Consider the following 22,346-nt stretch of genomic DNA (forward strand, 5'->3'; position numbering starts at 1 on the left):
TATTCCCCATGGTTAGTCAAGTTAACAAAACCGAGATTATCTATCCTGAGAGCGACGGTAAACCGATGGCAGATAGTACTAAACAATTTCACTGGATAGTAACGATTAAGCAGAATCTCGACTGGTTATATATCGATGATCCCCAGGTATTTGTAGCGGGGGATCTGTTATGGTATCCCGTGGAAGTCCAGCCGAAAATTGCTGCCGCTCCTGATACGATGGTAGTATTTGGCAGACCGAAAGGCGATCGAGGTTCCTACAAACAATGGCAAGAAGATAATCTTGCTCCTCAAGTCGTCTTTGAGATTCTTTCTCCCAGTAACACCTCCATCGAAATGGCCAAAAAATTGCTATTTTATGATCGCTATGGAGTCCAAGAATACTACGTCTATGATCCCGATGATAATAGTCTAGAAGCTTGGCAGCGAATTGGTGACAGTTTAGACAGTGTTAGTGAGGTTAATAATTGGGTGAGTCCCCGTTTAGGCATTCGTTTCGACTTAACCGACGAGTTAAAAATTTATCGTCCTGATGGTACTCAATTCTTGTCCTACAGCGAAATTAATCAACTACTGGAGCAGGAAAAGCAACGGGCTGAAAATGAACGACAACGGGCTGAAAATGAACGCCAACGGGCTGAACAGGCTAATCAGCAGTTAGTAGAAATGGAGGCAAAACTGCAAAAATATCGTCAACTTTTTGGGGAATTACCTAACTAGGGTCTGCTGAATAAATGTGAAATATAGACGAGGTAAGGGGTTTGGGGCCTGTTTGGCGAGGCAGGTGCAAGATTTTAAAGCTAGTGGCTCAAAAACCTTGCATCTTGATCGGCGATTGCGTCCTGTAGGGGCGAAGCATTCGGGCAATAACTTATCGGTGAAACCGTAGATTTTCTATCCGAATGCTTCGCCCGTACTTTTTGCCGCAAACCCTAACTAAAATCTTCACTAGCGACGGGAGTATAACAAAAAAAAAGAGGACTGGTTAGTCCTCTTAACAAGATTAGTTTTCGCTAAATGTTAAACACAGAATGATTGCCAGGCCTAGTAGGCTAGACCCATGCTGCGGGTGGTTTCTGCTCCGAGATAAACCCGAATGCTCAAGAAATCCGTCGGACAAGCGGTTTCGCAACGCTTACAACCAATACAGTCTTCCGTGCGGGGAGAGGAGGCAATCTGGGCAGCTTTACAGCCATCCCAGGGGACCATTTCCAGCACGTCGAGGGGACAAGCCCGAACGCATTGGGTGCAACCGATACAGGTATCGTAAATTTTAACGCTATGAGACATCGAATTATGACTCCTTACCGAGTGTTCTCCATGTTAAATTTCGGGTTTATCGGTTAGTTTACCTTACAGCGATCTGTTCATCGCTCGATCGGTGACATAACTTTAAACTCTGTAACACTTGGGGCAAAATGGCGATCGCTAGTTGGGGATCGAGTAATCCTAAAATAGCCTTAAAGAATTGCTTGCCAAGGTTACGGGGGGAACCGAAAAAGGTAATCTGGATCGCAAGATAATTTATTTCGTTTGCCAGTATGACAGAAATAGCGATCGAATCGATCCTACAGGAAAATCGGCTGTTTCCCCCCAGTGCCGAATTTGCTCAGAATGCCACCATTAAAAGCCTTGAAGAATACCAGCAACTCTACGCCAAAGCCAAGGCCGATCCCCCAGCTTTTTGGGCCCAATTAGCCGAAAAAGAATTACATTGGTTTGAAAAATGGTCAGAGGTTCTTGACTGGCAGCCCCCCTTTGCTAAATGGTTCGTCAACGGCAAGATTAATATTTGTTACAACTGTATTGACAGACATCTCACCACCTGGAGACGCAATAAAGCCGCCATCATCTGGGAAGGAGAACCGGGAGACAGCCGCACCATTACCTATGAACAGCTACACCGAGAAGTGTGCCAATTTGCCAACGCTTTAAAGGAATTAGGCGTTAAAAAAGGCGATGTGGTCGGAATTTATCTGCCGATGATTCCCGAGGCGGCCATCGCCATGTTAGCCTGTGCCAGAATTGGTGCGCCCCACAGTGTAGTTTTTGGGGGATTTAGTGCCGATGCTTTGCGCGATCGTCTTAATGATGCGGCCGCTAAGGTGGTAATCACTGCCGATGGTGGTTTCCGCAAGGATAAAGTCGTTGCCCTCAAGGAACAGGTGGATCTGGCTCTAGCCGATAATAGCGCCCCCAGTGTGGAAAAAGTTCTCGTTGTCCAGCGCAGCAAGGAACCCATCAATATGGTTGCCGATCGCGATTACTGGTGGCATGATCTACAAAAACAGGTATCTGCTAACTGTCCGGCCGAACCGATGGATAGCGAAGATATGTTATTTATCCTCTATACCAGTGGTTCCACCGGCAAACCGAAAGGAGTCGTCCACACCACCGGCGGTTATAATCTCTACACCCATGTCACCTGCAAATGGATTTTTGACCTGAAAGACACCGATGTTTACTGGTGTACTGCCGATGTGGGGTGGATTACCGGCCATAGTTATATCGTTTACGGACCGCTTTCCAATGGTGCAACGACGGTAATGTATGAAGGGGTTCCCCGTCCCTCTAATTTAGGTTGTTTTTGGGATGTAATCGAGAAATATCGCGTTAATATCTTTTATACTGCCCCCACTGCTATCCGCGCTTTTATCAAAATGGGTGAAGACATCCCCAATAGCCGGGATTTATCCTCTTTGCGCTTACTGGGAACCGTGGGAGAACCGATTAACCCAGAAGCTTGGATGTGGTATCACCGAGTTATCGGTAAGGAAAAATGTCCGATTGTCGATACTTGGTGGCAAACGGAAACCGGGGGAATTATGATTACTCCCTTACCCGGGGCAATTGCCACCAAACCGGGGTCAGCAACCCTGCCTTTCCCCGGTATTATGGCCGAAGTGGTGGACTTAGAGGGCAATCCCACCCACGCGAATGAGGGGGGTTATCTGGTGGTCAAACATCCCTGGCCCGGTATGATGCGAACAGTCTATAAAAATCCCGATCGCTTCCGCAATACCTACTGGGAACAGATCGCCCCCAAAGATGGCCAATATCTCTATTTTGCCGGGGATGGTAGCCGTCAGGACGAAGACGGTTATTTCTGGGTAATGGGGCGCGTCGATGACGTGATGAGCGTTTCTGGCCACCGTTTAGGGACAATGGAGATCGAATCAGCTTTAGTATCCCATCCCGCGGTAGCGGAGGCGGCTGTAGTGGGACGACCGGATGAAATTAAAGGGGAAGAAGTCTATGCTTTTGTGACTCTCGAGGGGCATTATGAAGCGAGTCCGGAGTTAGCGCAAGCATTAAAAGACCACGTTGTCAAGGAAATTGGCATTATTGCTCGACCGGGAGAAATCCGTTTTACTGATGTACTGCCAAAAACGCGATCGGGTAAAATTATGCGTCGTCTCTTGCGAACTTTAGCATCAGGTCAAGAGATTTCTGGTGATACTTCTACTCTAGAAGATCGATCGGTTTTGGATAAATTACGCCAAGGTGCCTAATTTAATTGCCGGTTTTTCCTAGTAGTTAGGGTGAGGAATAAGAGTTAATCTTATCTCACTCTAACGGGAGTGATGCTCGGTGAACATATTTGCTCAAGCACCAAAGCTATAACTAATACTAAATCCTGTTTAAAAGGTATAGGGGAAGTGGGGAAGTGGGGAGTCGGTTGTCAATACTAAATTAGCTCATAAGCTCTCTTAATTTTTTGTGTGATAATTTTAGATTATCTAGAAGCGATCAATCTTTGTGTCCTTTGTGTCTTTGTGGTTCGTTCCAGTTGGTCTCGCGTAGCGAGCGCGTTGCGACCGCCAGCAGGAATGTATCCTATAATATATTTTACCCACCTAACCCAAGAGAGCCGATCATACTTCATGTTTATAAGAAAGGCTGTAATAATAAAGATAAGAGCGAATTGAAATTATAGGAGTTTAATCAATGACCACCACTACTACTACCGATAATGATTTAAAAAGACTAGAAGATTTAATCCTCAATGGACAGAAGATAATCGAACATCGATTCAACGAAATCGACAATCGACTCACTACCATGGAAACTCGACTCACTACCATGGAAACTCGACTCACTACCATGGAAACTCGACTGATTGAGGTTGACAATCGATTGAAGGTGATCGAGAATGGACAAGCGGAAATGAAAGCTGATGTCAAAACTGTTCAAAAAGATACTACCGATTTAAAGATTGAACTCACGGAAGTTAAAGGTGATATTAAAACTCTTGATAGTAAATTTGATGACATGAATAAACGCTTAGAGAAAGTCGAAGGAACCCAAAAAAATCAAATTTGGACATTGATAACCGTCCTAAGTGGTTCCTTACTAGCCGTAGGATTTAGAAGTTTTTTTATCGACAATAATCCCTAATCTCAGAAAAAGAATTGCTATAATTTGCTCACTAAAACAATGAAAAGTGATCGCCTAATTCTCCGTCCTTGGCAACTACCCGCAGACAAAGAGTCTTTTTTTCAGATCTATCAAAATTCCGAAGTCACTTATTTTTTACCGAGAATTCGTCAGTTAGCCACGGATATTGAGAGTTTAAATGCCCATTTTTCTGTAAGATTAGCAACTATTCGTAATCAGGGTAATGGCAGCGATTGGTGGGCAATGATCGATCAAAAAAATAATCAGATTATCGGTTCGATAATTTTACAGAATTTGCCCGATAACTACGGTTATCCTACGCCAGATAGCGAAATTGGTTGGCATTTACGGCGCGATTATTGGGGACAAGGATATATAACCGAAGCGGCTAGAGTTATTCTAGAATACGGCTTAATCACCTGACAATTGCCGATTATCTACGCCGTGGTTAATCCCGATAATTATCGCTCAATTCGTGTCACGGAAAGATTAGGAATGCAATCAATGGGATTAACGAATAAATACTACGACACTGAAGCACTTTTATTCTCGATCGAAGCTTAAAGTTCATTAATAATTATTGATTGTTTCTTATTTTATAGCTGCTGTGGTTGTCATGCTAAACCCATTCTTGTTCAAAAAGCAAAAAGGGAAATATATTCCCTTTTTCTAGCTTTTATGGACTCATATCCTAAACCGCTTCGGGTTTAACACCTCTTTGGTCGAGAATTTTCTGTAATTCAGCTTCGTCGGTTTTAGTCAAAGAAGTGCGTAATACTTTACCCCCGTAGGGAGCCACTTCATCGAGGACCTTATCGGGGGTAACTTTTTGGACGAGAACAAAGAGAGCAGAGGTTCCAGGCTGCAGGGTTTCTCCCAATTCCCGCATAAAATTGTCATCCACACCGATATCACTTAAAGCACCACCTAAAGCGCCACCAGCAGCACCGAGAACAACCCCCAAGAGAGGGGATAAAAAGAGTGTACCGATTAATAATCCCCAGAAACTGCCACTAGCGGCTCCGGCTGCCGTTAAATTGACCGCTTGCTTGAGTTTAATCTCACCATCTTTGTTTTTAACCACTACGGCAGCATCTTCTAGCTCGATGAGATGTTCCCGTTGCAGCTTGGCCAAAGTTAAACGAACTTCTTCTGCTTTAAATTCGTCCTCATAGGCGATGACAAATAGATCAGCCATGGTTTTTCCTCGATTATTAGCAAATAAAACCTTTATACACTACTTTTGCCAGATTAAAAAGTTTGAGGTATCGGAGAATACCGAAAAACCCTGGGGATTAGGTGTCATAAATACGCGCTTCAAAAGCATCGGGATTTTCTTGACAGTATTCCTCAAAATAGGTTTTTTCCGGTTTTTTAGCGCGTTGGTGTGCCAATTCTGCCTGTAATTCCTCAACAATATCCCAAGCTGCAGCACAATCGGGAGAATTTCCCCCTTTTTCAGCACATACTGCCCGGGCAATATCTCTAGCTTTGATAATCTCCGCTTCTAAATCAAGACTGCGGGGCTTTTCGACGGCGTTACCTTTATGGAGGATGTCACTAACAGAGATAACACCGAGTAAACCGCCCTTAATTACCGGTGCGAAACGAATACCGGTATTAGCAAATAAGCGGGCCACATATTCAACCCCGAGGTCGGGATTAATCACGATGCAGGGTTTGCTCATCACTTCATAGACGCGCACTTTTTGCGGATCTTGACCGAAAGCGACGACTTTATAGACAATATCGGTTTCAGTGATAATTCCGTAGGCATCTTCATCGTGACGACGATCAACAATGAGAGTTCTAATGTTCTTTTCTCTCATCAATTGTACTGCTTTGGCAACGGTTTCAGAACCTTTAATCTTGGCCACCTCCGTGGTCATAATTTCAGCTGCTTTCATAGTCATATTTGGAGAAGTTAAGTTGTGCCTTTGTTATTTTAAGACATAAACTGACCCCTAATACTGACGGCGGCTCTCTTAGGTTTGGTGGGTAAAATGTATTCTAAGATACATTCTTCCTAGCGAGGGGGTGGAACGAACCACAAAGACACAAAGGACACAAAGATTGATCGATCCTATGTAAGTTAAACTTATCACACAGAACCTAGAAGAGCCTGACGGCTGACGGCTAAAAAACTGATCCCTGATTAACGCCATTCTACCAGTTGTCGTTCTTGGACGACCAAACCATATACTGTCTCGGTTTGACGGGCTAAATTCGCCCAATGAAAGCGTTTTTCTAGGTCTTGGTAGGCGTTATTAACCAATTCTTGGGCGTATTCGGGATTATTTAAAACCTCTAAAATGCCCCAAGCGAGGGAATCAGGATTATTGACGCGGGTGACAATTCCCGTTTGGCCATGACGGACAACTTCGGGAAAACCGCAGGTATCGGAAACTACCACGGGAACCCTAGCGGCGAAACTTTCCAGGGCGACAATACCAAAAGGTTCGTAAAGACTGGGAAAAACGGCACAATCGGCCACAGTTTGGAAGCGATCGAGGTTTTCATCGGACATAAAGCCCGTAAAATAACAATGATGCCAGATACCGAGATGCCAGGCCTGTTGTTTGAGTTTGTCGGTATTGCCGCCACCGATAATCACAAATTTAGTTTTAGCCTCCGTCTGAGCGAGGACTTTTGGGGCAGCGTTGAGTAACACCGAAACCCCCTTTTCAAAGGTCATGCGCCCGACATAATAGACGATTTTTTCGTGATCTTCGGCATATTGACGACGAAAAGCTCGGTAATCAAAGTTAGGGTCTCTTTGCTTTTTCTCGGCCCGAATACCGTTATAAACCACATCGATTTTATCCCAGGGTGCGCCCAAAGCCCGATGGACTTCATGGCGCATATAGCCGGTACAGACGATAACGCGCCAAGCATTATAGACAAGGGTCCCCTCTTTGCTGGCGATATAGCGTTGGGTGTCGGTGTGCAGTCCGTTATAACGTCCGTATTCCGTGGCGTGAATTGTGGCAATCAGGGGTGTTTTAAAGAGATGTTTCAGGGCAATGGCCGCATCCCCTACTAACCAATCGTGGGCATGAACAAGGTCAAATTTTCCGTATTCGGCGATTATTTTGCCCCCTTGTTGTCCCATGCTGTTATTCATGTTGACCACCCAATGGAAAAAGTCATTGCCAGGGGGTACGGGGACGCGGTGGATGTGAATACCTTCCACCAGTTCGTAGCTGGGGGCCTGACCGAATTCGATCGTGATTAAATGGACTTCGTGACCGAGTTTGACGATTTCGGGATAGAGTTCGGCGACATGACGGGCGATACCGCCCACTAATCGCGGTGGAAATTCCCACGCCAAGACTAAAATCCTCATTTTTCCCTAACCTCGACCTGATTTAAGCTTGTAGGTAATCATTGCATCCCCATGGTATCTATTTTGTCTCTGGTTTCTTCCTCTAATTGCCACTCTCCCCGCGCCAGTCTTGAGCGGATTTCTTGGCGCCACTTGCTTAATTGTTCCTGAAAAGCGGCCGTTTGTAGATCGTTGCGCCAGAAAATTAGGGCTGATTCGCCAGTTTGCGAATAATAATTTTTCCGCTCTCCAGCGACGCGGAAGCCAAAATGCTCGTAGAGTGCGATCGCCGACTGGTTCGACACCCTCACCTCTAGCGTAGCCCTTTCCAGTTGTCTTTGTACAGCCTTCTCCAGTAGTTTGTAGAGAAGCAGTTTTCCTAATCCTTGTCTTTGATAGTCCGGATAAATTGCCAGGAGGGTAATATGCGCTTCTTCGAGAATTGCCCAAGAACAAGCTAATCCGATTAGGGTTTCGTCCTCCTGGCCCAGGGTAAGAATTAATAATTCACTGTTGGGGCTGTTTAATTCCCGTTCATAACCGGATAGGGTCCAAATACCGCCGAGACTGCTGTGATCGAGGGACACCATGGCGGCCAGATGCTCTGATTTTGGGGTTTTAAGCTGGATTTTTGGCATTGATCGGGGAAGGGAGCAGGGTGTGGGGTGTGGGGTGTGGGGTGTGGGGTGTGGGGTGTGGGGTGTGGGGTGTGGGGTGTGGGGTGTGGGGAGAAGGGAGAATAAATAAAAATAATCTCCTGTCTCCTGAATCCTGAATCCTGTCTCCTGAATCCAATGGTAGATGTGGGATTTTTGCAGGAGTCCTATTTTCCGACAAAGATAAGCAAAAGTTATTTATTGACTCCACAAACTTGAAAATATTTAAATTAACATTCCGCAATATTTATAAATTCTTAAGAATTAATTGAGAAAGATTTTTATTTAACAACGATGTTATCATAGTTACAGCGATTTTACTGAATTTCATAATGGGTTGTTCTGTGCTTTTTTGGGCAGCAATGGTTGAAACCTTTGCCACACCTAGAAGGTAATCCCAATTAAGACGGTTAAATCAGTCAATTTCACCCACAACGATGATCTTTTTTTTGTGTAGTTTTATTGCAAAAAAAAAGTTTTTTTGACAAAAAGCAGAAAGTATGATAAGAACCCAAGTGATTTCTGGCTGCGAGTAATTATTAAACCTCTTGCATAATTAATTTTTCAGGGTTCAAAAACGGCAAAAATAAGGATTAAATGGCATAAAGTATGTAAATAGACCATTTAACTGATTATCATTCATTTTTAATTCTCCTGACTACTGACTCCTAACCCTAGCAACAATTTTTGGTTTTTATAAAAGGTCTATTGTAGAGGGAGAGAAGGGAGAAGGGAGAGGGGAGAAAAGCTGACGGCATTTTTTGGGCGGCCATCGTTAAGAGTTTTAATCGGGTTCTTAACATTTTCTCAATATTGCCAAAATCGAATAGTATAGATTGAAATAACTCAATGTAGGCAAACCTATGGATGGCAGCTTAATCCTGTTCAACATTCTCAATCCGCCGGTTTTGTTCTTTTTCTTGGGAATGCTGGCAGTGTTTTTTAAATCCGACCTAGAGATTCCCCAACCACTGCCTAAACTCTTTTCTCTTTATCTGTTGATGGCGATTGGTTTCAAGGGAGGTTATGAACTAGCGGAAAGTGGCATCAATAACCAAATCGCTTTAACTTTGATTGCCTCTGTGGTTATGGCTTGCATCGTTCCCATTTACACTTTCTTTATCCTGAAAATTAAACTCGATAGTGCCAATGCAGCAGCGATTGCAGCCGCCTATGGTTCCATTAGTGCCGTTACTTTCATCACCGCCAGTTCTTTTTTAGAAAAACTGCATATTTCCTATGGCGGTCACATGGTAGCCGCCTTAGCTTTAATGGAATCGCCGGCGATTGTAGTGGGTTTAATCCTGGTGCGAGTCTTTAAAGAGAAAAATGGCCAAGAAGAAGCGTTTTCTTGGTCAAAGGTTCTACATGAAGCCTTTTTAAATGGTTCGGTATTTCTCTTAGTCGGTAGTGTTATTATTGGTATGCTCACTGGGGAAAGAGGCTGGGAAAAATTACAACCTTTCACCCAAGGGATTTTTTATGGTGCGTTAACTTTCTTTCTCCTGGATATGGGATTAGTGGCGGCGAAAAGAATCCGAGAATTAGGCAAAACTGGTCCTTTTCTCATCGGTTTCTCGGTGTTCATTCCCGTCATCAATGCTATAGTTGGCATTCTCATCGCTAAGGTTCTCGGATTTGAACAGGGCAATGCTTTATTATTCGCTGTTTTGTGTGCCAGTGCCTCTTATATTGCTGTTCCTGCGGCCATGAGAATGACTGTTCCCGAAGCGAATCCTAGTTTATACGTTTCTATGGCCTTGGCTTTAACTTTTCCCTTCAATATCATCATCGGTATTCCTCTGTACCTAGAGATGATTAAAATCATTGGCTGTGGAGTCTAAAATGCCCAGCGGTTTTTAAATAATTCCTGTCAAAATTTTTCTCTTTCACTTGTCTTTTTTTTATTTAACTACCATGCTTGAATCCCCGCATCCTTCCCTACAAAATGTCAAAAAAGTGGAGATAATTGTTAGTCATGCTTTTCTGGAAGAAACCTTAAGTGTTCTTGATGTTGTCGGAGTTTCTGGTTATACCGTCTTTGGCAGTACTTCGGGAAAAGGTGATCGAGGTTTATCCTGTGATGACTTGGATTGTGATTACAGTAGTAGCTACATTATGACGGTTTGTAATAGTGACGAACAACTCGGTCGTCTGATCGATAAAATTCAGCCTTTTTTAAAAAAAGCCGGCGGAATTTTTGTGGTGACTACGGCCCAATGGCTAACTCATTAGACCTCTTGTAAAAATCAAAAATTGTCGTAGTTAATTAGGGTTTGCTGAATAATGGTAAAACCCTTGCTGGATAATATTTTTAGGCTTTTTTGAAATCAAAAAGTGCCAGCCCTTGCAGTGATCGGGGGGGAAAAATTCAGGGACTTTTTCCCTGAAAATTAGGTAATTGACCCCCTGAAAATGGGTAAAACCCCACACCCTACACCCTCTTTCAAGTCAGCAGTCAGGAGAAAGAGCTTTTCCAGTTTAGAATTTATCTGTATCTGGTCTGGGACCAACAGCGCCGGCGGGATTAACAAAAAGATTGCCCCCGGCTTCATTTTGGAAGATACAATCGATTTTCGGCTTGCCTTCCAAGGGGCCAGTATAACCAAAGGTATTCATCCGGTTTTTACAACTTTGTACCTGCTGTCCATCGACTAATTTTTGTTGTTCTAAAATTGACCAGTTATTGCGTCGCAAAACGCAACCGGGTTGCATGACTGGTTGGGTGACAAAAACATTAAAGGGGTTAAGGGTGACATAAACCCGCAAATCGGTGACAATGGCACTGGCCCCAAATTGCACGCATAATTCCGCATTGGGGGCGCTGCGATCAATTACTTCCCGGGAAGCGACGTTTTCGGGGCTAAAATTAGCAGTAGAACTGAATACCAGACCGAGACCCACTCCTAGTACAAAAATACCGCCAATCAGGGCGACCATGGCATAGTTTAATTTTGCCAATAGGCCTCCGGGGGCCGAAGCGCGGGAGTCATCGCCATAGGAGCGGTCATAATCACGTTCGCGCGATCGAGGAGGAGTATAACGAGGTCTTCTATTCATAGAAATTTCTGATGTGGCTGCTATGGCGGTCAGTCGTTAGCTATTAGCTTATCACTGTTCTATCCTAGCAACCTGGGGGATAACCGACAGGATAGGTCTAGTATAGGGCTATATAGTTTTTTTGAGGTTAATATGTTATGGTGGATCACTAAATAGAGTAAGTCAGCCTAATCCAAGTTTCTATGCTAGATATTAGCTAGACAAATTCGGAGCGGAGGAACCATATTTGGGGCGTATTTCTAGATTTTTTAGCCTAGAAAAGGATATCTCTCTATCCTAGCCCGTCAGCTAACTTCGTCGGCGTGGGGGGGAAGACTGAAACATCACTACATTCCTAGCAATGTCTTGATCGGTTCAGTTATGTCGCTGGTACTACTTGATAGTCATAACTTACAGGAGACATTGTTTATGGGGATTCTCATGTCAGCTTACCGATCACAACAATTTTAAGATTTTCCGTAGATAACCATATTTTCTATGAGTTTGCTGTACCTTCTTCGGGCAAACTTTTAGTCCTATTGAGAAACCGAGAGTAAAAACAGGATCAAAAATGCTGGAATCTTTACCAATGTGGATTGCTGCGATGACTTTTATTGCAGTCATTGTGGTGATTATGTTCGAGTGGCTTCATATTACCGTAGCGGCTTTACTGGGAGCTTTAATATTAGTTTTTACCCATATCATGACTCTCCAGGAGGCGGTGGGTTATATCAGTCGCAGTTATGCCACTCTCGCCCTATTTTTTGGGGTGATGGTGTTAGTGAGAGCCTTTGAGCCAACGAAAATTTTTGATTATTTAGCAGCACAAATGGTGCTTTTAGCCAAGGGACAGGGCAAATTATTACTAATAGGGATTGTCGCCATTACTACCCCGATCTGTGCGGTATTACCCAACGCTACCACAGTGATGTTATTAGCCCCGCTGATTCCCCCCTTAGCTCAAGACATAGGCGTGGATTTTGTGCCGCTATTAATCCTGATGGTTTTCGTGGCCAACAGTTCCGGGTTATTAACTATCGTTGGTGATCCCGCTACTTATATCGTCGGTGATTCTATTAATATCACCTTCATGGAATACCTACAGCGTTTAAGTTTAGGTGGTGCGTTGGCAGTGATTACCATTCTGGTTATGTTACCTTGGTTATTCCCCACGATCTGGCGGACAAAATTCGAGCATTTAGAAGACTTACCCCATCCGAAGATTAATCATCCTCGCGTCTTAGCTCTGGGGGGAATTATCGTCTTTTTGGTCTTATTTTTATTCGTCGTCGGTGAATCCTTTCCTGTACCCCTTGCTCCTGCTGCCGTTGCTTTGATGGGGGCAGCTTTAGCCCTACTTTTAGCCCAGCAATCGAAAATCGATACGGTGCATAATATTCTCCGAGATGTGGACTGGAGTACCCTGTTATTTTTCATGTCGATTTTTGTCCTAATTGGCGGTTTAGAAAAAACTGGGGTAGTTAATAGTGTATCGGGATTTCTGGCGATAATTTTAGGACAAAATATCTTTTTAGGTTCTCTAGTTTTGCTGTTTTTTGTCGGACTTGTTTCCAGTGTCGTTCCGAATATTCCCCTAGTGGTGGCCATGGTTCCACTGCTGAAACAGTACCTGGTTAATGTTAATTTAGTCGGTACGGAGGTTCTTTCTCCCGATTATGCTGGTTCTTTTCCCCCGGAAGTTTTACCGCTTTTCTATGCGATGATGTATGGGGCCACCCTAGGAGGTAATGGTACTTTAGTGGGGGCTTCTTCTAATATTGTCGCCGCCGGCATCGCCGAACAACACGGGGGCAAAATTACTTTTCATACCTTTCTGCGCTACGGTTTACCGGTGATGTTTACTCAGTTAGTTGTCTCGGCAATGTATATGTTAGTTTTCCTTGTCTAGTCTATCTCTGGGGGGGATTAATGTTAAGTCCGTTTAAGATTGACAAAATCGTTAACATTGATTAACATTCTCCTATCGTGCTAGATAATCTGGATTGATCGGCGATCATGAACAAAAAAATCTCTGTTTTAGCACCAGATTTATCCGGTGGTGGTGGCACAAGAGTCTATTTGATTGCTCAAGTCTTGCAACAGCTAAACTGTCAGGTGACGGTTTATGGTCCGATTTTTGGCCGGGAAATCTATCCCACCCCACCGCAGAGTTTACCGGTGGTATCGGTCAAAGGCAATAATTATCCCCAGTTTTTTGGCCAGATCAAAACTTTACTTGATCGCCTCTCCGGAGAGATTATCTACGCGGTTAAACCCCGTCCCACCAGTTTCGGCATCGGTTTACTGAAACGTTTTTTTTCCCCACGTCCCCTAATTCTCGATATTGACGATTGGGAAATGAGTTGGTTTGGTGGCGATCGATGGTCCTATCGTCCTCATCCCCGACAATTAGCTAGGGATATCCTCAAAAAAAATGGTGCGCTTAGGGATCCGAATCACCCTCTTTATCTGCGTTGGCTGGAAAATTTAATTAACCGCGCTGATGCGGTGACGGTTAATAATCAATTTTTGCAAAAGCGTTATGGGGGGATTTATTTACCGAATGGCAAGGATACGCAACTTTTCGATCCCAATCTCTACGATCCTGTCGCTTGTCGTCAAAAATACGGTTTATCTGCCTATAAAGTCTTAATGTTCCCGGGTACAGCTAGACCCCACAAAGGTTTAGAAGATGTCTTAATCGCTTTAGATCAAATTGGTGATCCTGATTTTAAATTGGTGGTGGTCGGTGGTCGCCAAATCGGGGATGGTTATCTGGATAGTTTGCTAGAAAAAGGTCAACCTTGGTTAATTCATTTAGCTGCTCAACCGATCGAGCGAATGCCGGAAGTTATCGCCGCTGCCCATGCTATTATCGTTCCCCAGAGGGATGAAGCCACGGCTAACGCCCAATTTCCGATTAAACTCACCGATGGTATGGCGATGGCTAAACCGATTATTTCCACTAAAGTGGCAGATATTCCCGAAATTTTAGCTGATATTGGCTATTTAGTCGAACCTCGATCGCCAGAGCAACTAGCTGCTATGATTAGCGAAGTTTTTAATCATCTCGACTCGGCTAATGCACGAGGACTAAAAGCGAGAGAGCGCTGTATCGCCTCCTACAGTACCACCGCCATGGCGACAACTCTCTCTGGCATAATTACTTCTCTGGAAGGGAAATATTAGAGTCTAGCGAGTAGAATAATTGACCGTTGACTATTTACTTTATTACTTATAGCGATGAATCCTCAGCAAATTCTGCTTAAATATACGCTTAAACACTGGATATTAGTGGTTTCCAGTATTGTTATCGGCTTTGCCAGTACCATATTTAATGGGGTGGGAGCTATTTTAGTTATCCCCTTACTAATTTCTTTTATTAATCCCGAAAATGATATATTAAAAAATGCCCCCCAAATTATCAAAAAGCTGCTCTCAGTTTTCGAGGTTTTCTCGGTCGATACTCGTTTTTTCTGGATGTTTGCGGCGATATTATTGATTTTAATTCTCAAGCACATTACCAATTTTGTCAGTAATTTGCTAGGCACTTACTTGTCTTTGATTATGGCCAAAGATATGCGAATTGATTCAGTTATTCTGCTGCTAGAAGTGGATATAGATTATTATGTAAAAAGTAAAATAGGAGATATTTTTAATCGTTTCATGTCGGAGATTAATCGGGCTGTAGCATCAATTAGAAATTACATAAACCTGATTAAGATTATCGCCACAGCTTTCATGTACTTGGCTATTTTATTATCAATTTCTTGGCAATTAACTATTCTTTCTAGTGTTTTGGGAGGCCTTTTAGGTCTGCTTAATCAATACTTTGTCAAGAGAGCGAAAAAGTTTGGAGAGATTATCACCGTAACGGCCAAACAGCAAACTAATAAACTGTTGGAACTATTAACGGGAATTCGTCTAATTAAAGCAGTAGGAAATGAAAGATACGAATTAGAATCTATTGTGGAAGATATAGAAGCCCGGGAGAAAGCGGGTTTAGATGCCCAGACTAATAATGCTGTAATCGCTCCGCTCAATGAGATCGGTGGGGTAATTATTATTGCCTTAATTATCATTGCTGGTCGTTATCTTTTTAATGAACAACTGCAAGCTTTAGCGACAATTTTATTGACCTATCTCTATGTACTTTTCCGGGCCCTGCCGATAGTTAGTCAAATTAACAGTGCTAGGAGTAGTCTATTGGGTGATGTTTCCGCAGTAGAGGTGGTAGCGGATTTTCTCATTCGAGAGAATAAACCATTTATGAGCAATGGCTCTATTCCCTATCAAAGATTAGAGACAGGCATTCATTTTGATAACGTCCAATTTTCCTATCCCGGTCATCAAGAATTAGTTCTCAAGGGCATCGATCTTTGGATTCCAAAAGGAAAAATGATCGCTCTTGTTGGTGCTTCGGGGGCGGGAAAATCGACAATTGCCGATTTATTACCACGCTTTTATGATCCTAGAGGCGGGAGAATTCTTTTTGACGGTCAAGATTTAAGGGATTATGAGATCAAATCTCTGAGAAAAGCCATGGGAATAGTCAGTCAAGACACTTTTCTCTTTAATAATTCTCTGCGTTTTAATATTGCCTACGGATTAAGCGATGTTAGTGATGCAGAAATTGTAGCAGCGACAAAAAGGGCGAATGCCTACGAGTTTATCTGCAAACTGCCGGAAGGACTGGATACGGAAATTGGTGATCGGGGAGTGAGACTTTCGGGGGGACAAAAACAAAGACTAGCGATCGCTCGTGCCTTATTGCGAGAGCCGGATATTCTCATTCTCGATGAAGCTACCAGTGCTTTGGATACAATTTCTGAGCGTTTAGTACAGGAAGCGATCGATGAACTCTGTCGCGAGCGGACTACTCTTGTGATCGCTCACCGTCTTTCCACTGTTCAAAAAGCCTATCAAATTGTGGTGCTGGACAAGGGAAAAGTGGCGGAAATCGGCAATCATGAGGAATTATTAGCTCAAGGTGGTCATTATGCCCGTTTACACGCTCTGCAATTTAGTGATAGCAAAGAGGCTGACTCTAAGAATAGGGAAGATGAGCAAAAAAGAAAAGCTTATTTATCCTACGAAGCGAGAAGCAGTCTTAATAGTCTTTTGGGTTCTCTGCGTCTGGTATCTGAGGATTTAATCGATGATTCTCAGGAGAAACAGGAAATTTTAGAAGAATCCTGTAGTTCAGCTATGCGACTTCTCCATATTATCGAAGACTACGAGCATTCCTCGACTCGATAGATCTCCTGCAAAAATCAAAAATTGTCGTGGTTAGTGAGGATTCAGGAGACAGGAGATAGGAGACAGGTTTTGGGTTTTGGGGTTTTGGGGTTTTAGTTCAATTTCCCCACTTCCCCACACCCCACACCTCACACCCTCTTTCAAGTCAGGAGACAGGAGATTTGCAAGAGGTCTCTGGAAAAAAACTCTTAATTTATACTAAAATAGTTAGTACATATAGGCATCTTCCCAGACGGTGAAAAGGAATTATTTACCCTTGAAAACCACAGTTAAAGTCAGCACACAACCCCAATTACCCCTACATCTAGTTATTACCCATCCCCAGTATCGTTTTGTCGATTTATTCGCGGGAATCGGTGGGTTTAGAATCGCTTTGGAGAAATTGGGAGGACGTTGTTTAGGCTATTCAGAAATCGATAAACAGGCAATCCAAGTTTATCAACAGAATTTTATTAGCTATCTCAACAGCGATGAAATTGCTTTCGGAGATGTGAGTAAAATCAGCAATTTACCCGATAATCTTGATCTTATTGTCGGCGGCGTTCCCTGTCAACCTTGGTCGGTGGCGGGATGTTTACGGGGATTTGAAGATCCCCGGGGAAAACTCTGGTTTGATGTGATTAAATTAGTCCAGAAAAGTCAACCGAAAAGCTTTATTTTCGAGAATGTCAGTGGGTTAGCTAGTCCTCGCAATCGGGAGAATTTAGAGTTAATTATCGATGAATTAACTAGCTGTGGTTATCAAGTTTACTGGCAGTTATTAAATGCCTACGATTTTGGTTTACCCCAGAATCGCGAGAGAGTTTTTATCGTAGGAATTAGAAAAAATATAGATAACTATGAGCGGTTTAAATTTCCTTTACCTTTGGGTATCCATCCGAAGGTTTTGGATATTTTAGAAGACATCAAAAATATTCAACCCGTCGAGAAAGTTAAGTTATCTGCGGATACTTTATTTAATGGTTTTGTTCCCCCATCAAGAACTCGTTTCCAAAAAGAAGATGAATTAAATGACTTCTTTATTTTTTCTGATTTAAGAAATGGCCACACAACTATTCATTCTTGGGATATTATCAAAACTACGGAACGACAAAAAAGTATCTGTTTAGCTTTGCTGAAATTAAGACGCAGTAAAAAGTATGGCGAAAAAGATGGTCATCCCGTGGCTTTTTCTACTTTTTTGGAAATTATACCCGACCTAAAAATCGAGGAACTAAATCAGTTAGTTTCTCTCGGTATTTGTTGGCAAACGACCGCAGGTAAGTATGAATTTATTAACTCGAAAAATATGACGGGAATTAACGGCATTTATCGGATTATTTTACCGACGGCCGATATTATTCCTACCCTAACCGCTACGGGTGCTAAAGATTATATTGCTACTATTTCAATTACCGCTACTCATCCCCAAGAATACAAACAATTGTTTTTAAATAAAATCTATAAACCCAAAAAGTTTCGAGAAATTACTCCCCAAGATGCGCGTAAATTACAAGGATTCCCCGATAATTTTATCTATCATCCACAGCCGGCTATTTCTAAAAAACAATTCGGAAACGCTGTTCCTGTACCAGTGGTGGAGGCAGTAGCAAGAAATTTACTGGAAATAATTTTACCAAATTAATTATCTAGATAATTACGAAACTTTTGTCTATACTTGTTGATAAATGCTTGATCTTTTTGAAGATCGATAAAAGCTTCTTTAATTAATGACAAAGTATTGATTTTACCAGAACAAAAATCCCAAAATTCATTTTCAACCCATATATCATGATGTTCCTCTAGAGGATACATTTTATTTCCCTGTGATTGCCACCATGTTTGAGGTAAGAAAGGATTAAAAGGAATAACAATTCTTGTGTGAATACTTGCTAAAGGTTCACGGGACAGCCGATAACAATACCAATCTAACAACTGGTCGCTAAATCTAGAACCATCTCCCCTATTAGGATGTGTAGCTTTTAAATCAAACACATACTCAATATTGTCTTTGATTAAATAAATATCTACTCCATGACCAGAAGGAGGATCGATATAATTGAGGTTATTCCTATTTATTTTCTTAGCTACTACTCTAAGTCTTTCAATGCACTCTGTCATGGATATTTTTTGTTCTTTCGATTTTCTGAGACTTTTTAAATTATCGAGTTCACTTCTTAAGTCTTGAGGAAATGGACTAGGTTGTAAAAGTTTTTTATCCTGCTTATATAAAATACGAAATCCATTATCTTTGGCTAAAAAGGTTGCTAATTTTTCCCAGAAAGTAGTTCCCATGCTTGTCGTTAGTCCAGTCATCACAGAACTAATCTGTCTCTCTTCTGGAAATAAATAATCTAAAATATGATGATTCCTAGGTTTGGGTTTTTTAAAATAGTTTTCTATTGAGTTTTTAATTAGCTTTTGAATTTCTATCACTAACTGGTTATTATCCATACTGAATTGCAATTAATCAAATTTATAGATCAGCAAAAAGATCAGCAATAGATATATCAAGTGCTTTGGCTAACTTTTCGATATTTTCTAAAGATACATTACACTTACCAAGTTCGATACTGGAAATATAAGTTCGGTGCAGTTCCGCTTTTTCAGCTAAGATTTCTTGAGATAAGTCAAGTTCCCTTCTGCGTCTTCTGATAGCTTTACCAAAACGATGTTTGATATCTAAGGATTCTTTTTGTGCCACAGATCAATTATCAAGAAAGTGTATGAGACATTTCTACAGATTATAATTCACATTTTGCAGATTATAATTTACATTTTGTCTAAAACATTGCTTCGTTCCTCTTAAAGTACAATTGCTGCTATCGCTTCGACTATCTTTTAACTCTTATTTTCGTAACAACTCGAAAAATGTTTCTTTATCAAGACCAATATCTTGAATCATACCCATGAGAGTACCTTGCTTAATATCTTTTCCTGAATGAATAGGGATCACAACCCTACATCCACCACTATTTTTGTAAATAGCATGGCTACCTTTTTGACGATCCAAATAAAAGCCCAATTTTTCAATAACTTTAATAAACTCCTTGACTTTAACTGCGGGATACTGACTCATATTAAAATATTTAAAGGCTTAAAAATCAAATCTTCTTTGGGAATGGGTTGATGATCAGCTATCAAACTTTCGAGGTACAATTCCATAGCTTCTGTAATATTGACAATCGTTTCTTCAAAAGTGTCTCCTTGAGAATGACAACCTTTAAGCGCAGGACAAAAAGCGTGATAACCACCGTCTGACTCTTTTTCTAGAATAACGGTGTAGTTATAAATTTGTTTGGTATTATCACTCATAACACTATCAGTTGTGGATTTTAAACTATCCTAGTTACACTTAAGAAATGCTGGATAAAACACAAAAATTTTACCTGTCAACCCCTCCACCCCAATTATGTCAAAATTATTTGACCAATAGTTGACATTCGATACATTGTTTAACAATATTTACAATACTTTGTAATTTTGTTGACAAATATAAATTTTCCCAACAAATCTTATAGGATTGATCTTGAAGCCCTCAGCTTAATTGAAAAATAAAGAACTAAAAGTGGATGTTCTGATATCTGAAAAATTCTCTAGGTGCTGAACGCTAATAGCTAGTAAAAATCTAACTACTTTAAATTGAAAAAATGATCATGTTTAAACGATATGAAGCTGATGAACAAGTTATATTTCATGGTGATTCTTTGCCGATTTTATCCAGTGAGATTGATTCTAATTCCGTAGATCTTATTTTTCTCGATCCTCCCTATAATATAGGTAAGCATTTCGCCGATTTTTACGACAAATGGGAATCGGAAAATGATTATATAAATTGGGCAAATCAAATTCTTGATCATTGCCTTCGCATCTTGAAACCCCAGGGAACATTATATGTTATGGCCAGCACTCAAGCAATGCCTTACTTTGATCTTTACTTAAGACAAAAAATGACGATTCTTAGTCGCATTATCTGGCATTATGATAGTTCAGGAGTACAAGCAACAAAATACTTTGGTTCGATGTATGAACCAATACTTCACTGTGTGAAAGATAAAAATAATTACACTTTTAATTCAAAGGATATTAAGATAGAAGCAAAAACTGGAGCAAAACGAAAACTAATTGATTATAGAAAAGCGATTCCGAGTCAATACAATACAGAGAAAGTACCGGGCAATGTCTGGTATTTCCCTAGGGTAAGATATCGCATGGATGAATACGAAAATCATCCCTCACAAAAACCTGAATCATTGCTAGAAAGAATTATTTTGGCCAGCACTGACAAGAGTGGAATTGTGCTTGATCCCTTTGCAGGAACTTTTACAGCTGCAGCTGTAGCTAAACGTTTGGGAAGAATTTCTATTAGTATAGAATTACAAGAGGAGTATTTAAAAATTGGTCTTCGACGGATTCTCGGATGGCAAGAATACAAGGGAGAAAAGTTACTCCCTCCTCAAAAAAGCTATAGTAGAAAAAGCGAAAATAAACAAGAATCTAACTTTGTACAGGAGAGTCTTTTCGATGTCGATAGTAAAGCATGAATTCACCAAGATAATTATTAAAATTATCGATAATTACTTTCCCAATCAGGGAAATAGCATTTTAAATGCTAGTGAGTTATTGCAATATTTGAACATTAAAACTAGAGCCGCTAATCGAGGTTCTAAATCCCGATCAGGATTGGCTAATCATTATGCCATTTATGTTTTAGTGGAAGACTATATTAATAATGAGTTTCATCTTAAGGATGGATACGACGAGTATAAAGGCGCTCAGTATATGACACTTTTTCGCAGGCAAAGGGAGCTTCCTTTTGGCAATAAATTACAAAATCATGCTCTCAATCATCGATTAAATCAGGAATTTAACAAGTATTTTCCTACTTTATCTTATCTGCCGATAATTAGAGATGTTAAAACCAATAGATACTGGATTAATGAGAATCTAATTAAGGTTTCTCTAGAGGGTAATCAAGTTAATATTGCGCCAGTGATTATAGATATAATTGATGCCTATGTGCAAACAAGACAAAAAGCATTTAATCAATTTATCAGCTATTGTCAACAGATGATTGATATTCAACAGCAAGATCCCCAGAAAGCCATTGAATTTATTCGGAGTTTACTCAGACCAAACATTGATGCTAGAGTTTTTGAGATTGTCAGTTATGCAATTCTTAAAGAGTATTATGGGGAACAGAAAATATATTGGGGATGGTCGCCTGATCGCTTAAACTCTGAATACTTACTTTTATATAAAACTGGTCGAACAAATGCCAATGACGGGGGGATAGATTTTGTCATGAAACCCCTAGGTCGATTTTTTCAAGTTACGGAAACGATAGCTGCTGATAAATATTTTTTAGATATTGATAAAGTGCAAAAATATCCCATTACTTTTGTGGTTAAAACTGAGCAGACTTGCGAGGAAATTTTAGAAAAAGTTGCGGAGCAAGCTAAGATAAGATACAAGATCAGGGCAATTGTCGAAAGATATCTAGAATCTGTAGAGGAAGTGATCAATATTCCCGAATTAATCAACCGTTTTGAGCGGGTTTTAGCTCAAGGTAAAGGAGGAGCGGTAATTGCAGAAATGGTTTTACAGAGCCGGATTGAGTTTAACCTAGAATCAGAGCCATAAAGATATCTGACTCCCCAGCTAAACTAGAATAGAAAGATAGGAAAGCGA

24 protein-coding genes and 1 riboswitch are annotated in these 22,346 nt (G+C 41.3%); of the genes, 14 read left to right on the forward strand and 10 right to left on the reverse strand.

Going from position 1 to position 22,346, the window contains the following annotated elements:
* The first annotated feature begins 8 nt into the window (after window positions 1-8).
* Window positions 9-719 (forward strand): Uma2 family endonuclease, encoded by a 711-nt coding sequence (locus MICAI_RS15010; protein WP_008203550.1) that lies wholly within the window; start codon window positions 9-11, stop codon window positions 717-719.
* A gap of 324 nt (window positions 720-1,043) precedes the next feature.
* On the opposite strand, the gene psaC is transcribed toward MICAI_RS15010, so the two are convergent.
* Entirely contained in the window at window positions 1,044-1,289 is a 246-nt protein-coding gene (gene psaC / locus MICAI_RS15015; protein ID WP_002734319.1) for a photosystem I iron-sulfur center protein PsaC, read from the reverse strand.
* A 251-nt stretch (window positions 1,290-1,540) separates the two neighbouring features.
* Between psaC and acs the strand changes: the two genes are divergently transcribed.
* The 5 genes from acs (at window position 1,541) to MICAI_RS27200 (ending at window position 4,961) form a co-directional block, all read left to right on the forward strand.
* Window positions 1,541-3,511: an acetate--CoA ligase gene (gene acs / locus MICAI_RS15020; protein ID WP_008203552.1), complete on the forward strand. Its 1,971-nt coding sequence runs from the start codon at window positions 1,541-1,543 to the stop codon at window positions 3,509-3,511.
* 210 nt (window positions 3,512-3,721) lie between these two features.
* Window positions 3,722-3,928 (forward strand): hypothetical protein, encoded by a 207-nt coding sequence (locus MICAI_RS27920; RefSeq protein ID WP_071989067.1) that lies wholly within the window; start codon window positions 3,722-3,724, stop codon window positions 3,926-3,928.
* A gap of 19 nt (window positions 3,929-3,947) precedes the next feature.
* A complete protein-coding gene (locus MICAI_RS15025) occupies window positions 3,948-4,397 on the forward strand; it encodes a hypothetical protein (RefSeq protein ID WP_002756670.1) in 450 nt (149 codons plus the stop codon).
* A gap of 39 nt (window positions 4,398-4,436) precedes the next feature.
* The gene (locus MICAI_RS15030) at window positions 4,437-4,820 is read left to right on the forward strand and encodes a GNAT family N-acetyltransferase (protein WP_008203555.1); all 384 of its coding nucleotides are present in this window, start codon (window positions 4,437-4,439) and stop codon (window positions 4,818-4,820) included.
* A gap of 3 nt (window positions 4,821-4,823) precedes the next feature.
* Window positions 4,824-4,961, forward strand: coding sequence for a hypothetical protein (locus MICAI_RS27200; RefSeq protein WP_008203558.1), 138 nt, complete (start codon window positions 4,824-4,826; stop codon window positions 4,959-4,961).
* A 127-nt stretch (window positions 4,962-5,088) separates the two neighbouring features.
* Here MICAI_RS27200 and MICAI_RS15035 read toward each other — a convergent pair whose 3' ends face one another.
* The 4 genes from MICAI_RS15035 to rimI all read right to left on the reverse strand — a co-directional run bounded on the left by MICAI_RS15035 (window position 5,089) and on the right by rimI (window position 8,360).
* Window positions 5,089-5,595 (reverse strand): DUF1269 domain-containing protein, encoded by a 507-nt coding sequence (locus MICAI_RS15035; RefSeq protein WP_008203560.1) that lies wholly within the window; start codon window positions 5,593-5,595, stop codon window positions 5,089-5,091.
* A 97-nt stretch (window positions 5,596-5,692) separates the two neighbouring features.
* Window positions 5,693-6,310, reverse strand: coding sequence for a CP12 domain-containing protein (locus MICAI_RS15040; protein WP_002756663.1), 618 nt, complete (start codon window positions 6,308-6,310; stop codon window positions 5,693-5,695).
* A 242-nt stretch (window positions 6,311-6,552) separates the two neighbouring features.
* Complete coding sequence (locus MICAI_RS15045; protein WP_008203564.1) at window positions 6,553-7,743, reverse strand: glycosyltransferase family 4 protein; 1,191 nt, start codon at window positions 7,741-7,743, stop codon at window positions 6,553-6,555.
* Window positions 7,744-7,781: 38 nt separating this feature from the next.
* Entirely contained in the window at window positions 7,782-8,360 is a 579-nt protein-coding gene (gene rimI / locus MICAI_RS15050) for a ribosomal protein S18-alanine N-acetyltransferase (RefSeq protein WP_008203566.1), read from the reverse strand.
* Between the two features lie 881 nt (window positions 8,361-9,241).
* Between rimI and MICAI_RS15055 the strand changes: the two genes are divergently transcribed.
* Window positions 9,242-10,222, forward strand: coding sequence for a sodium-dependent bicarbonate transport family permease (locus MICAI_RS15055; protein WP_008203570.1), 981 nt, complete (start codon window positions 9,242-9,244; stop codon window positions 10,220-10,222).
* A 73-nt stretch (window positions 10,223-10,295) separates the two neighbouring features.
* Entirely contained in the window at window positions 10,296-10,613 is a 318-nt protein-coding gene (locus MICAI_RS15060; protein WP_008203573.1) for a P-II family nitrogen regulator, read from the forward strand.
* A gap of 246 nt (window positions 10,614-10,859) precedes the next feature.
* Here the strand turns inward: MICAI_RS15060 and MICAI_RS15065 are convergent, their stop codons facing one another.
* Window positions 10,860-11,438, reverse strand: coding sequence for a DUF3172 domain-containing protein (locus MICAI_RS15065; protein ID WP_008203575.1), 579 nt, complete (start codon window positions 11,436-11,438; stop codon window positions 10,860-10,862).
* Window positions 11,439-11,592: 154 nt separating this feature from the next.
* A riboswitch (cyclic di-AMP (ydaO/yuaA leader) is annotated at window positions 11,593-11,756 on the forward strand.
* 232 nt (window positions 11,757-11,988) lie between these two features.
* On the opposite strand from MICAI_RS15065, the gene MICAI_RS15070 reads away from it, so the two are divergent.
* The 4 genes from MICAI_RS15070 (at window position 11,989) to dcm (ending at window position 18,300) form a co-directional block, all read left to right on the forward strand.
* A complete protein-coding gene (locus MICAI_RS15070; protein WP_008203578.1) occupies window positions 11,989-13,326 on the forward strand; it encodes an ArsB/NhaD family transporter in 1,338 nt (445 codons plus the stop codon).
* A 107-nt stretch (window positions 13,327-13,433) separates the two neighbouring features.
* On the forward strand, window positions 13,434-14,606 hold the full coding sequence (locus tag MICAI_RS15075) for a glycosyltransferase (RefSeq protein WP_008203580.1): 1,173 nt from the start codon (window positions 13,434-13,436) through the stop codon (window positions 14,604-14,606).
* A 54-nt stretch (window positions 14,607-14,660) separates the two neighbouring features.
* Entirely contained in the window at window positions 14,661-16,676 is a 2,016-nt protein-coding gene (locus MICAI_RS15080) for an ABC transporter ATP-binding protein (RefSeq protein ID WP_008203581.1), read from the forward strand.
* A 256-nt stretch (window positions 16,677-16,932) separates the two neighbouring features.
* The gene (dcm, locus tag MICAI_RS15085; RefSeq protein ID WP_039900253.1) at window positions 16,933-18,300 is read left to right on the forward strand and encodes a DNA cytosine methyltransferase; all 1,368 of its coding nucleotides are present in this window, start codon (window positions 16,933-16,935) and stop codon (window positions 18,298-18,300) included.
* On the opposite strand, the gene MICAI_RS15090 is transcribed toward dcm, so the two are convergent.
* From MICAI_RS15090 to MICAI_RS15105, 4 genes are all read right to left on the reverse strand, one after another.
* Entirely contained in the window at window positions 18,297-19,109 is an 813-nt protein-coding gene (locus tag MICAI_RS15090; protein WP_008203585.1) for a TdeIII family type II restriction endonuclease, read from the reverse strand. The two genes, dcm and MICAI_RS15090, sit on opposite strands and share 4 nt — an antisense overlap.
* Before the next feature lie 22 nt (window positions 19,110-19,131).
* Window positions 19,132-19,359, reverse strand: a complete 228-nt coding sequence (locus tag MICAI_RS15095) for a helix-turn-helix domain-containing protein (protein ID WP_008203587.1) — start codon at window positions 19,357-19,359, stop codon at window positions 19,132-19,134.
* Between the two features lie 144 nt (window positions 19,360-19,503).
* Window positions 19,504-19,734: a type II toxin-antitoxin system HicA family toxin gene (locus MICAI_RS15100; protein ID WP_002744591.1), complete on the reverse strand. Its 231-nt coding sequence runs from the start codon at window positions 19,732-19,734 to the stop codon at window positions 19,504-19,506.
* Complete coding sequence (locus MICAI_RS15105; RefSeq protein ID WP_002732327.1) at window positions 19,731-19,970, reverse strand: type II toxin-antitoxin system HicB family antitoxin; 240 nt, start codon at window positions 19,968-19,970, stop codon at window positions 19,731-19,733. The genes MICAI_RS15100 and MICAI_RS15105 overlap by 4 nt, the downstream gene beginning before the upstream one ends.
* A gap of 341 nt (window positions 19,971-20,311) precedes the next feature.
* Here MICAI_RS15105 and yhdJ point away from each other — a divergent pair, with 341 nt between their 5' ends.
* Both yhdJ and MICAI_RS15115 read left to right on the forward strand, forming a co-directional pair.
* Window positions 20,312-21,199 (forward strand): adenine-specific DNA-methyltransferase, encoded by an 888-nt coding sequence (yhdJ, locus tag MICAI_RS15110; RefSeq protein ID WP_008203592.1) that lies wholly within the window; start codon window positions 20,312-20,314, stop codon window positions 21,197-21,199.
* Complete coding sequence (locus MICAI_RS15115) at window positions 21,180-22,298, forward strand: hypothetical protein (RefSeq protein ID WP_008203593.1); 1,119 nt, start codon at window positions 21,180-21,182, stop codon at window positions 22,296-22,298. Before yhdJ ends, MICAI_RS15115 begins: the two co-directional genes overlap by 20 nt.
* Window positions 22,299-22,346: the final 48 nt, after the last annotated feature.

Source organism: Microcystis sp. T1-4, assembly GCF_000297435.1.
Classification (GTDB): Bacteria; Cyanobacteriota; Cyanobacteriia; order Cyanobacteriales; family Microcystaceae; genus Microcystis.

Bases quoted from the DNA above. Each gene is read 5' to 3' on its own strand.
- MICAI_RS15010 (WP_008203550.1), top strand. From the start codon at position 9: ATGGTTAGTCAAGTTAACAAAACCGAGATTATCTATCCTGAGAGCGAC.
- psaC (WP_002734319.1), bottom strand. From the start codon at position 1,289: ATGTCTCATAGCGTTAAAATTTACGATACCTGTATCGGTTGCACCCAA.
- acs (WP_008203552.1), top strand. From the start codon at position 1,541: ATGACAGAAATAGCGATCGAATCGATCCTACAGGAAAATCGGCTGTTT.
- MICAI_RS15025 (WP_002756670.1), top strand. From the start codon at position 3,948: ATGACCACCACTACTACTACCGATAATGATTTAAAAAGACTAGAAGAT.
- MICAI_RS15030 (WP_008203555.1), top strand. From the start codon at position 4,437: ATGAAAAGTGATCGCCTAATTCTCCGTCCTTGGCAACTACCCGCAGAC.
- MICAI_RS15035 (WP_008203560.1), bottom strand. From the start codon at position 5,595: ATGGCTGATCTATTTGTCATCGCCTATGAGGACGAATTTAAAGCAGAA.
- MICAI_RS15040 (WP_002756663.1), bottom strand. From the start codon at position 6,310: ATGACTATGAAAGCAGCTGAAATTATGACCACGGAGGTGGCCAAGATT.
- MICAI_RS15045 (WP_008203564.1), bottom strand. From the start codon at position 7,743: ATGAGGATTTTAGTCTTGGCGTGGGAATTTCCACCGCGATTAGTGGGC.
- rimI (WP_008203566.1), bottom strand. From the start codon at position 8,360: ATGCCAAAAATCCAGCTTAAAACCCCAAAATCAGAGCATCTGGCCGCC.
- MICAI_RS15055 (WP_008203570.1), top strand. From the start codon at position 9,242: ATGGATGGCAGCTTAATCCTGTTCAACATTCTCAATCCGCCGGTTTTG.
- MICAI_RS15060 (WP_008203573.1), top strand. From the start codon at position 10,296: ATGCTTGAATCCCCGCATCCTTCCCTACAAAATGTCAAAAAAGTGGAG.
- MICAI_RS15065 (WP_008203575.1), bottom strand. From the start codon at position 11,438: ATGAATAGAAGACCTCGTTATACTCCTCCTCGATCGCGCGAACGTGAT.
- MICAI_RS15070 (WP_008203578.1), top strand. From the start codon at position 11,989: ATGCTGGAATCTTTACCAATGTGGATTGCTGCGATGACTTTTATTGCA.
- MICAI_RS15075 (WP_008203580.1), top strand. From the start codon at position 13,434: ATGAACAAAAAAATCTCTGTTTTAGCACCAGATTTATCCGGTGGTGGT.
- MICAI_RS15080 (WP_008203581.1), top strand. From the start codon at position 14,661: ATGAATCCTCAGCAAATTCTGCTTAAATATACGCTTAAACACTGGATA.
- MICAI_RS15090 (WP_008203585.1), bottom strand. From the start codon at position 19,109: ATGGATAATAACCAGTTAGTGATAGAAATTCAAAAGCTAATTAAAAAC.
- MICAI_RS15100 (WP_002744591.1), bottom strand. From the start codon at position 19,734: ATGAGTCAGTATCCCGCAGTTAAAGTCAAGGAGTTTATTAAAGTTATT.
- MICAI_RS15105 (WP_002732327.1), bottom strand. From the start codon at position 19,970: ATGAGTGATAATACCAAACAAATTTATAACTACACCGTTATTCTAGAA.
- yhdJ (WP_008203592.1), top strand. From the start codon at position 20,312: ATGTTTAAACGATATGAAGCTGATGAACAAGTTATATTTCATGGTGAT.
- MICAI_RS15115 (WP_008203593.1), top strand. From the start codon at position 21,180: ATGTCGATAGTAAAGCATGAATTCACCAAGATAATTATTAAAATTATC.